The 11,742-nt window shown below is 34.2% G+C and carries 9 protein-coding genes; all 9 read right to left on the reverse strand.

Annotated features, from left to right (window positions below):
• Positions 1-8 precede the first annotated feature (8 nt).
• The 9 genes from K8B81_RS09750 to galK all read right to left on the reverse strand — a co-directional run bounded on the left by K8B81_RS09750 (position 9) and on the right by galK (position 11,741).
• Positions 9-830 (reverse strand): hypothetical protein, encoded by an 822-nt coding sequence (locus K8B81_RS09750; RefSeq protein WP_223681249.1) that lies wholly within the window; start codon positions 828-830, stop codon positions 9-11.
• Positions 831-913: 83 nt separating this feature from the next.
• Entirely contained in the window at positions 914-1,999 is a 1,086-nt protein-coding gene (locus K8B81_RS09755; protein ID WP_223681250.1) for a hypothetical protein, read from the reverse strand.
• Positions 2,000-2,009: 10 nt separating this feature from the next.
• Positions 2,010-4,742 carry an OmpA family protein gene (locus tag K8B81_RS09760; RefSeq protein ID WP_223681251.1) on the reverse strand — a complete coding sequence of 911 codons (2,733 nt, stop codon included), beginning with the start codon at positions 4,740-4,742 and terminating at the stop codon, positions 2,010-2,012.
• A gap of 22 nt (positions 4,743-4,764) precedes the next feature.
• Positions 4,765-5,262 (reverse strand): DUF4280 domain-containing protein, encoded by a 498-nt coding sequence (locus K8B81_RS09765; protein ID WP_223681252.1) that lies wholly within the window; start codon positions 5,260-5,262, stop codon positions 4,765-4,767.
• A 12-nt stretch (positions 5,263-5,274) separates the two neighbouring features.
• A complete protein-coding gene (locus K8B81_RS09770; protein WP_223681253.1) occupies positions 5,275-6,441 on the reverse strand; it encodes a peptidoglycan-binding protein LysM in 1,167 nt (388 codons plus the stop codon).
• 118 nt (positions 6,442-6,559) lie between these two features.
• Positions 6,560-8,245: a sodium/sugar symporter gene (locus K8B81_RS09775; protein ID WP_223681254.1), complete on the reverse strand. Its 1,686-nt coding sequence runs from the start codon at positions 8,243-8,245 to the stop codon at positions 6,560-6,562.
• A 259-nt stretch (positions 8,246-8,504) separates the two neighbouring features.
• A complete protein-coding gene (gene galE, locus K8B81_RS09780) occupies positions 8,505-9,521 on the reverse strand; it encodes a UDP-glucose 4-epimerase GalE (protein WP_025571982.1) in 1,017 nt (338 codons plus the stop codon).
• Between the two features lies 1 nt (position 9,522).
• On the reverse strand, positions 9,523-10,572 hold the full coding sequence (locus tag K8B81_RS09785) for a UDP-glucose--hexose-1-phosphate uridylyltransferase (protein WP_025571983.1): 1,050 nt from the start codon (positions 10,570-10,572) through the stop codon (positions 9,523-9,525).
• Positions 10,573-10,574: 2 nt separating this feature from the next.
• Entirely contained in the window at positions 10,575-11,741 is a 1,167-nt protein-coding gene (galK, locus tag K8B81_RS09790) for a galactokinase (protein ID WP_223681255.1), read from the reverse strand.
• Position 11,742 lies beyond the last annotated feature (1 nt).

Raw genomic sequence — 11,742 nt, forward strand, 5'->3', positions numbered from 1 at the left:
TGTTTTTTTTAAATAATACTAAATCCTTTTTCTGGTGTACGAACGTGAAGTTTAATTTCTAACTCGATATTACTTTGTTCTTTTGGATTTGGACTTTTAAACTGTAATGGTTGTGAACCATCTATTTTCATTAATCGCACCAATTTTCCATATCCTAAAAACTCTAATTTTAATTCGTTTTCATTCAAGGGTTCTAAATCAAGATTTTGATTAAATAACGCAATTAGACTTTTCTGAAAACTTTGTTTTCTTTCTGCTGTAAAATAAAATGCCTGCTCTTGTAATATTTGCTTTTCTTTTGAAAGCTCTAAAAATCTACCTGCATTATGTTCTTTTAGTATAGCATGAATTTGTCTGTAGTATTCCAGAACTTTTTCTTTTAAAACATTTTTGTCTAATTTAGATAAATCGACAGAGTTTTGCCAGCCATCTAAAACGAAAGGTAATTCGACTTCAATTTCGGTAGAAATTTCAAAATATGGATAATTGATATTTTCACTTAATCCACCCCATGGAGATTCAATTTTAGGATGAAATTTATACATTGAGGCTTTCCATTTATCTGGATCTGCTTCTGCGCAATAAAAATCTATAAATAGTACTTCTTCTTCTGTCAAAGTTTTTTGTCCTTTTCTAGGAAACATTTTCCCCACAATCTTATGTTTTCCACTTTGTAACAAAACATTGTTTATGTCAGTTCCTCCTGCATATCCACCACTTTTGGTTTCTTCTCCATACCATTCAACAACTGGAACATCATTTACCAATATTGTTCCAGAACAATAGATATGTGGGTCTATTGTGTACAAGGGGTTTAGTAATTTATTCATGGAGCTATTTTGGAAAGATATCTACTTTTTAACATTTGATAAATTCATTTTTTATAAAAAATAAGGACAAACCAAACGTATAATTATATTACAGTTAATTTTCCTCCTTTTTCTTTTCGTTGAAATCTAAAATCTAAATGTATAACCTCGGCAGGATTCTTTTTGTTTTTCAATTTTATAATTCCTTCTCCGTCTGCTTTATGCAAAAACATAACCAGTTTGCCATATGCTTGATATTCTAATTGAAATGTTTCTTCAAACAAAGGTTCTAATTCATAATCATTATCCTTTATTATTTTTACAAATTCGTTACTTCTTAACTCTTTTTCGTTTTCTCTATAGTGGAGTGTTGCCGTAACAAGTTCTTCTCTCTCTTTTACTAAAGATAGATATGCTGCAACATCTTTTTTTGCTATTATATCATGAATTTTTTGATATTCTTTTAGCAGTTCAGTCCTAATGTCTTTTTTTTCATCATCTTGTTCTTTTTTTAAATTAATAGAGTTTCTCCATCCAATTTTATCAAAATCTACCTGAGCATCAAAAGTACTTCGCCATTCATATATTGGTAAACCTTTTAGCGGAAGAGGTTTCTTTTGTTCATAATGAGCTTCAACATAATCTGGATTACCTAATTCTCCTTTATTATCAACCCATTGTTCGGTAGTTTGATCTAGATCTATTCCATGTTCTCCATTCATATTTAAATTATATTCTTTGGTCCTTAAATCTCTATTTTTAAAGTAAGAGAAAGTTAATCCTACATAACCTCCTTCATCAAAAACAGGCTCATTATATTTAGGATACATGCGAATTTTTATTTCATGAGTACCACTCGCAAGTAGCAATTGATTAATATCGAAGTTAGTGCTAACTCCTGCGCCGTTTTTTGTAGATTCTCCCATTTCTTTATAAAATAAGACATCATCTATAAAAGCTTCAAACTGGCAGTTATTGCTTCTTAAATAAATTCTGTTTGTTCTTTGTTCTGTAATTGTTGTGTCTTTTTTTAGGGGATATTCCATTGTGTTTTTGTTCTTATTGATTGTTTGATTTCTTACTTTCCAAAAAGGTTCTTTTTTATTTATTTTTTCTTTTATTTCTTGTGATAAGTTTGATTGACAAGAGAATAGAATACACAAAAAAAATGTCATTATTGATAGCTTCATTTTTTAATAATTAGAATATATATATAGGATCAAATTTTGCAATATCGGATTTTAAAAAAGGTTCGCCTTCATTACTTATCTGCAGTGTTTTTTTAAAGCCGTTTATGACTAATTCTGCTTTTAGTGTAATTATTAATCCCGAAAAGCCAATTTCAGGTTTTGCATATATACCTTTTTTATCTGAGTCAAATAGTATTTTTGCTGCAAAATGAGCGTCAGCTTTAACATTAGCTCTTAATTTAACTATAACGTCTGCGCTCCATACTTTAGATTTAACTTCAAATTGGATGTCTAATGTAACTTGTATTCCTACTTTGGCACCTAAATCAAGATTTCCTCCTTTTATACCGGTAAGACTATTAATTTCTACAGCTTTGAAGTCAAAGCTAATTGAGCCATAAAATTTAGCTTCAAAAGTTATTCCTCCGTGTAAAGCACTTAATGCAACCTGTGCTCCTGTAACCATAGCAGCTACAGCTGGATGCATGCGGCTTCCTAAAGCTAATAAGTCTATAATAAAATTAGCTCCCATTAAAGGATCAGCCTTAAAATTTAAGGTGCCCACTGTGGCAATTTGAGAAGCAAGATTATCTTGGCCTTTTTCAAGATACCAGCTTATACTTGCATTTAAGGAGGGAGATTGTATTTCGAATATGAAAGGTGTTTTTGATAAAGCAGCTCCTTTAGGGAATCCACCTAAAGTATCTTGTACTTTATCTGCCATTTTTTTATACTTTAAAAAGATATTAAGAACTTTTCGCAGCTTTTCTGCAAACTCAAATCCAAGTTCTCTTTTTTCTCTTTTGTCGTCCCATTCAGCAATTAATTTTAGCTCAAATTTAGAAAGCATTTCAGGGCTGTTTTTTTCTAATCTGGCATTTTCTTTACCAACAGATACAGCCTTAGATTGTGCCTCTCTCATATTGCGAGTAAGTTCTTTTACTCTTTGTAAATCTCCTAGCCTTTGGGCTAGTTCCTTTTCGTTTAATGATTTTTGATACTTTAATTCTTGAGGAGATATTTTTCGGCTATACTCTGGTAAATTTCCATGGGTATAAGCCGCAGAATTACTGAAGTTAAAAGAAAACTCCAATGTCCATTTAATGTCAGGGTATACTATTAGACTAACAGTTGAATTTTCATCATTAGAAAAGTAACGACAGGAATGCACGTGAATATTATAATTATTTGGAAAAACTTTTGGCCAGATGTATTTTAAGGGAGAAATATTCCACCATGCTAAGTTAGACTTTATTGGAAAATCTAACTTATTTGTAACGGTATCTATAGATTTTGTATATTCTGGCGAAGTAATTTTAATGTTTTTTTTATGTTTTCCTTTTTCCCTAAAACATGCCTTGTTTTGATATTCTGTAATGTCAATCGTAATATTCTTATCAAGGCTTGGTGCAATCGTTTCGTGTACTATTGTTTGTGCATCATGTGCGTAATAATTAAAAGAAATATCTACGCAACGATTCCGTTTATATTCTTTTTCATCTCTGTATTTTAGATTGTCCCGCGCTTGTTTGTCATCTGTGGGGTTTACTTCTCCATGCCCAACAGAAGTTATTAGCCTGCTATCAAGACCACCATCAACAAAAACTTTTTTTACAGCATCACTTCGTTGCTGTGATAATTTTTGGTTGTAATTTTCTTTTCCTATTACACAGGCATGACCGTCAATTTTAACCGTTGAAAATTGATGTTCCAGTAAGAACTGTAAAGTATTGTTAAGTAATGTTTTTCCTTCTGGTGTTATAACGTACTTGTCAAATTCAAAGAGAATTGCCTTTCTTATTGGTTCTTTTGTAAGAACCTGATCTGCTAATTTTTTTCCATTGTCAAAAATTATGGTTTTAATTTTTGATATTTTTCCATCTTCTTTTTTGTCTTCAATAATAGTAATTGTTTCGAATTTGCAAGGCTCAAATCTTGCTGCATTTTTGTCCGGTTCTCCTGTTTTTAGTGGAGACATATTTGTTGGAGGTTTTACCTCTTTCGAAACAACTTTTTTATTGATTTTTAAGAAGCGGGCATGTATCGTTTCATTTTTATCATTGAGAATATATAGTTTATGAGCCGGATCAAAAACTTTTACATAAAACTCTTCGGTTTCTTTTACACCTTTCAGTTTAGCATACCAAGAATAGGTGTTTTTGATTTCAAGATTTATTTCTCCATCAATTACATCAACACTTGTATATCTGAATACAGGAGTCTTGCCATCATCTGACTTTCTAAAAACATCAACACTTAAATTTAAATTCCCATTTAACCCTTCGGTTACCAAATTTAGATAGACAGTTTCTCCACAGTTAAATAAATGACTTTTTCTAACATCTTTTCCGTCGTTTGTTGTACACCATTTACTGCTTACTATTTTTGCCGGGCAATAACCACTTATTTTCAACCCAGTCTGGTTTATCAAGTCGCGTTTTCCAGAAAGACTAGCTTCAAGATAATATTCATACTGTCCACATAAATTCTTAGGAAGCTTTATACCGTATGCTCTGTTGAAAGATAATGTCTTTTGCAAAATGATGGTTTTAGCCTTAAAGTCTTGAAAAATCCAAGTTATATTCTTCTTTTTATCTGTTTCAGGGGTTCCATCGTACCATTGATCTACTTCAAAAAATACATACTCATTTGGACTAATAGCCGCCTTTTTATTAGGAATAGATAAGTTACTGCTTACCTTTCCTTCACCCGTCCATTTTATTTTTTTAACACCTTTTGCCATTATAAAAATATTTTTTAATCAATTATGCATCGCTTATTCCCTCATGCTTCGCTTCCTTTGTGTACATTTCCCTAACATCTACCATTGGGTTTACCAGATTATGTACCATAGGCTCTGCGTTTTTAAAATTTTGTTCGCCAGGTTCTGCTGTTTGTCCGTGGTCTGTAATTTCGATACAATCCGGAGCACCCATAGGGCAGGTTGCTTTACTGTTTTCGAGAAGTATTTTGCCCTGATTGCTAAGGGTTACTTTTTCATAAAAACCGCTCCATTTTGTTATTTGTGCCTGACAAGGCAAAAAGCTATTACCCGCAGGTTGTTTTTTGCATTTTCCAAAAGTGTTTTTTTCTAAAGTCTGCCCAATTTCTTTAGTAGTAGCAATTAGTTTTTCTGATTCTTCCTTATCATTTCCAAAATGTTTTTTGTGTGATTTGACCTTAATTTTATCCGTTTTAGATGGGTCTTCGCTAAACTTGCATTTGCAGGTAGCCCCCTGGACTACAAAATGTTTTTCGCTCATAATTTAGGTTGTTTAAAATTGCCACCACTTTTTTTGAGGCTGGGTTTCTTCGATAAATAATTCCTGTTTCGGCGTTGCGCTGATTTCTTTGCGATCGTTTAAGTTAGAAATGGAAACCGAGTATTTCTGCGGGACATCGAGTTCTAAATTGCAGGATATAAAAATGCTCTCGGGAATATAATCCTCAGGGTTTAAAAAATATTTTGCCCTGTAGCTGCCAAGAGCTTGTTGCTCTGAATACTCTTTTACGGGTATTTGCAGCTCGTTTTCAAAGTCGGTTTTGGCGCTGTCATCACAGAGTTTCCCGTTAATGTCCATCACTAAAAAATTATCGACATCCAGACGATCCTCTACTTTTTGATCGACTAGATATTTTATATTTTCAGTTTTGGCAATAAGAGGGAAATCAATTTCTTTCTGAATTGATAATGAAGGAGGATATTGCGTATGGATTCCATTAAAAAAGGCATTTAAAAACCAGTCTTTTGAAAGGGAAATATATAAGGAATCACTATCTTCTAAATTTCTGTCGTAAAGAGACAGGTATTTTTCGACATAATCTCCTTTATAATATTTCAGGATTTGCTTTTTGGCTTCGTTCCAGCGTTCTTCAATCTGGCTAAAGTTGTTAATGTAAACCCATTTTCCGTTTTGGTCCACAACAACTAACAAAGGATATAGGGCAGCAGAAGCTTTTTCGGCAATTTCTTCGGCCATAGTGCTGGCGGCGGTATCATTAATATAAACTTTTCCGATACGGGTCACTTCAAAAAAATAATAACCGTTTTCGTTTTTTGCTTTCCATTCAACACTCATCTCCTGTTTTATGGTATGCGTTTCCGATCCGTTTTCTATGGTATAGAGTACGCCATATGAGTTGCTGACTTTTGCATTATTCAAAGACATTTTGAAAGAAGCTTCATGAAAAACTATTTTTTTACGGTTTTTTTCTTTTTCCTCATCAGAAAGTTCTATTTCGGGAGGTGGCAAAATAAGGTATTCAAGCCACGATGGAAAATCAGCTTCAATTAAATCCTGTAAAGGACAAAATTTATTGTGATAAGCCCTAAGTATATAGCTATCAATGCCTAAATTTTTAGCGACACTCGTAAGTGTATCGCCTTTTTTAATCGAATAAGTTAAATAATCCGTGTAAGAAGGCTCTGGAATGTAAGACATATAGGTTTGACATTTGGGGTGTTCAAATATATGTTTTTTCTTTCAATTTTTTAAAATGATGTAAAAAAAAGACTGCCTTTTAAAGCAGTCTTTCTATTTTATGCATAATATGTTTTTTTTACCAGAACTTAACGTATAACGCTACAATAACTAATAAAGTGATTACAATTAAAACAGTTGTCTGTGGTTTTACAGAGAACATTCCTGGCTCAGTTTCGAAAGCTTTAGGGTTCACTTTTGGTCCTGCAAAACTCATTGCTACCATTACAAGTGTTGTAAAGAAGAATGATAATCCCATACAGATGTGGAATGGAATTTCGTAGATACCCTTAGCATTTTTATAAGCTGTGTATAATAAAGTCTCGTTTCCGAACAAGGCAGGAGCATATTCATTAAATAAAACAGATAACACAAATCCTAAAATTACACCCACAATAGCTGCAGCTCCGGTAGTTCTTTTCCAGAACATACCTAAAACGAACATAGCAAATACTCCAGGGCTAATGAATCCTGTATATTTTTGGATGTATGTGAATCCACCAACACCGCCAATTCCTAGAACATCATTCCATGTAAATAAAACAGCTAAAAGCATCGCTGCGAAAACAGCATAACGGCCAATGTTTACCTGATGTCTGTCGCTGGCGTTTTTCTGAATGTATTTTTTGTGAACGTCTAAGGTATAAATAGTAGAAATACTGTTTACTTTACCCGCTAATGAAGCTACGATAGCTGCTGTTAAGGCTGCAACAGATAATCCTTTAAGACCTGTAGGAAGGAAAGTTAACATAGCTGAGTACGCTCCGTCTTTTCCTCCAACTAATTGTGGCAGATCACCATTTTGGTATAAAACATAAGCTGCAATACCAGGCAACATTACGATAACAGGCATTAATAATTTTAAGAAACCTGCGAACAAAATACCTGTACGGGCAGTTTGCAAATCAGCACCCAAAGCTCTTTGCGTGATATACTGGTTACATCCCCAATAGTTAAGGTTGATAATCCAGATACCTGCAAGGTAAGACATCATTCCTGGGAAAGTAAGGTATTTGTCAATTTCATTTTGCGTAGAAGTTGCCGTTGGCTCAGGAATGATCATTTTGAAATGCTCCGGAGCTTTTTCCATCAAAAGGTTGAAACCTGCAAGAGCGTCTTTTCCGAAACCAAAACTGTCTGCTACTACAGTCAAAGCAATGTAAGAAGTAACCAAACCTCCAATGATTAAAACTGCTACCTGAATAACGTCTGTATAAGCAACCACTTTCATACCTCCTAAAGAGATAATTAATGCAAAAACAGCCAGACCAACCATAATGACATGCAGATACTCACCACCTGCCAAACCGTTAATGGCAACCGCTCCTAAATATAAGATAGAAGTAAGGTTTACAAAAACGTATAAAAACAACCAAAAAACTGCCATAATTAAGGCCGTAGATTCGTTGTAACGTGTTTTTAAGAATTGTGGCATCGTATAGATCTTATTTTTTAAGTATACCGGGATAAACCAAACGGCAACGATAATAAGAGCAATAGCGGCAATCCACTCGTAAGCAGCAACTGCAATTCCTAAGAAAAAGCCCTCACCGCTCATTCCGATAAATTGTTCTGCTGAAATGTTTGAAGCAATCAATGAAGCTCCAATTGCCCACCATGTAAGGGTTCCTTCTGCAAGGAAATAAGCCTTGGCATCGTGTTCGTTTTTTTCGCGCTTGCGATAGATGATGTATCCATAAATGGACACAACGAGGAAATAGATAATAAATACTGCATAATCTGCAAAAGCAAGGTTCTGGCTCATTTGTTAGTAATATTTTAAATTAATATTAAGTGATTTTTGAAGTTTTAAATTTTATGAATGTCAAAAATAGTTTATAGTGGTTGCGAAACTAAGTAATTTATTCTTTTAATTCGAAAAAAATACGATATGTATTTTAATTCTGCCATTTTTTTAGCAAATCGAAAATCAAAAATAAAGTAAAAATAGTTACGGACAACATAAATAAATGTATTTTTTACATTTGTAACAAAAAGATACAATTTGTATATTTTATTCAGAGTTATTGTTTTCTGATTTTTTGTTCCCATTTCCAGGCACTTGCAATCGCTTCATCAAGGCCTAATTGCGTTTTCCAGCCCAGAACATTATTAGCTTTGTCTGTATTCGCATAGGCTTCTGTTACATCACCTTCTCTTCGGGCTACAATTTTATAAGGTAATTTTTGTCCGCTTGCTTTTTCGAATGCCTTAATTACTTCTAAAACAGAACTTCCTTTTCCGGTTCCTAAATTGAAAACCTCCAGTTTTTCTGTATTGGTTTTGTTTACCAGTCTTTGCATGGCAATAACATGTGCTTTTGCCAGATCTACGACATGAATATAATCACGAACACAGGTTCCGTCAGGAGTAGGGTAGTCGTTTCCATAAACTGCTAATTCTTTGCGTAATCCAACACCTGTTTGAGTGATAAAGGGTACTAAGTTTTGCGGAACCCCAAGCGGTAATTCGCCAATTTCGTTTGACGGGTGTGCGCCAATCGGGTTAAAGTAGCGTAATAAAATAGCATTCAGGTTACTTACTTTAGTCACATCAGTAATAATTTCCTCTCCAATTTGTTTGGTATTTCCGTAAGGTGACATTGCTGGCTGGATAGGTGTTGATTCTGCAATTGGCATCTTTTCGGCCTGACCGTAAACCGTACAGGATGAACTGAAAATAAAGTTTGCCTCAGGTTTTTTGTTTAATTCCTGCAAAATGTAAACCAACGAGTTTATATTGTTTTCATAATATAATAAAGGATTCTGAACACTTTCTCCAACAGCTTTTGAAGCGGCAAAATGAATAACGCCTGAAACATCAGAATATTTTTTGAAGAAATCCTGAACAGCAGTCTTATCCCGTAGATCAATTTGTTCAAAAAGTGGTTTTTTACCTGTAATTTTTTCGATACCATCTAAAACTTCAATTGAAGAGTTAGAAAGATTATCAATTACGATTACTTCGAAATTTTCGTTTTGTAATTCAACAACGGTGTGTGATCCAATAAAACCCAAACCACCTGTAACGACTATTTTCATTTTATTTATTTTTATAATGTATATCGGATAGTTCTCTTAAAACGGCAGCACTTTTTTCAGGTGTAATATCACGTTGGGATTCGCCTAACATTTCATAGCCAACCATGAATTTTTTTACGGTAGCAGAACGCAACAACGGCGGATAAAAATGCATGTGAAATTGCCATTCTTCGTGCGCTCCTCCATCTGTAGGTGCCTGGTGAATTCCTGAAGAGTATGGGAATGAAGTGTTGAAAAGATTGTCGTATTTCGTAGTCAGCTGTTTCAGGATAGTGGCGTAAGCGGTTACTTCTTCTGCTGTAAAATCAGTAATTTTGGTAATATGTCTTTTGCTGATAATCATCGTTTCGTATGGCCAGATTGCCCAAAACGGAACTAATGCTGCAAAATGATCATTTTCGATTACAATGCGTTCTTCTTTAATTAATTCAGCCTTAAGATAGTCCTGTAAAAGATTGCGGTTGTTTTTAATAAAATAATCTTTTAGGTTTCGTTGTGTTTTTTCAACCTGTGTCGGCAAGGAGGACTGAGCCCAGATTTGACCGTGCGGATGCGGGTTGCTGCAGCCCATAACACTTCCTTTGTTTTCAAAAATCTGAACGTGGTTGATATAATCGATATTGCCTAAATCGGTATATTCTTTTTGCCAGGTACGAATGATATTTTCAATGCCTTCAACTTCCATTTCAGGTAAAGTAAGATCGTGTCTTGGTGAAAAACAAACCACTCTTGAAATCCCTCTTTCCGGCTGGGCCTTAAAAAAAGTTTGTTTAATGTCGTCTTCGTACATGATTTCATCCTGCTTCATGGCTGCAAAATCATTTTCAAAAACAAATGAACTTTCGTAATTCGGGTTATTTACACCATTAGCACGAACATTTCCCGGACATAAATAACAAGTCGGGTCGTACTCAGGTAATTTTTCTGTTGAAATGGCTTCATTCTGACCCTGCCAGGGTCTTTTTGCACGATGAGGTGAAACCAAAACCCATTCATTTAGTAATGGATTGTAACGTCTGTGCGGATCTTCGTTAATATCAAAATTTCTCATTCTTAATTTGTATAAAGTGATGTTCCGTTTGAGACTTTCACATCATAAATTTTTAAATCAATTCCAAATGTATCAAAATAAAGGCTGGTAAATGCTTCTTTGACTCTGTTTTCGTTTCCTTTTTTGATTAAAGTAATTGCACAGCCTCCAAAACCGCCGCCCATTAATCGGGATCCGATTACACTTTCTTCTTTTTTAGCCTGTTCAACAATGAAATCCAATTCAGGACAACTCACTTCATAATCTTTTGATAATCCGTCATGGGTATCAAAAAGCAATTGGCCTAAAAGTTCAATATTTCCATTGTCTAAAGCCTCACAAGCCTGAGTAACACGCAAAATTTCTTTTACGACAAAATGAACTCTTTTAAAAACCACTTCAGACATTTTATCCTTAAGGCTTAAAACCTGTTCTTCAGTACAGTCCCTGAACGTTTTGATTTCCGGAAAATGATTTTTGATGATCGAAAGTCCTTCTTCACATTCTAGTCTTCTGTTGTTGTACTCTGATGTAAAAAGGGAGTGTTTTACATTACTATCAAATAAAACCAGCGAATAATCTTTGAAATCAGCATTGTGATATTCAAATTCCAAAGTGTTACAGTCTAATTTTATTACTTTGTTTTCAAGTCCGTGAACGCTTGAAAACTGGTCCATAATACCACAATTGATACCTACCCAGTGTTCTGCTTTTTGCCCCATAAGAGCAACATCAACTTTTTCAATTTTCAAACCGAATAATTCTTTGATTCCGAAAATCATTCCGCATTCTAAAGCTGCCGATGATGATAATCCTGAACCAACCGGAATATTACTGCTGAAAACACAGTTGAAACCTTCGAAAGAAAAACCATTGTCCTGCAATTGTTTGATAACGCCAAGGATGTAATTTGTCCAGACTACATCGCTTAATTCAATTTTTTGAGTCAGGTCAACTTCAAATTCTTCATTTAAATCGATGGCGATAATTTTTGATGTTTTCGAATTGCTTTTTTCAAAGGCAAAACAAATAATCTTATCAATTGCAGCAGGTAAAACATAACCGTCATTGTAATCGACATGTTCGCCGATGATATTGATTCTTCCCGGAGAAAGTACGATTTTTTGAGGAGCTGTCCCGAAAGATTTCTCAAAAAAAGCAGTGGTATTCTGTATTAAAATCTCGTTCATT

The organism is Flavobacterium hibisci (genome assembly GCF_020026925.1).
Lineage (GTDB): Bacteria > Bacteroidota > Bacteroidia > Flavobacteriales > Flavobacteriaceae > Flavobacterium > Flavobacterium hibisci.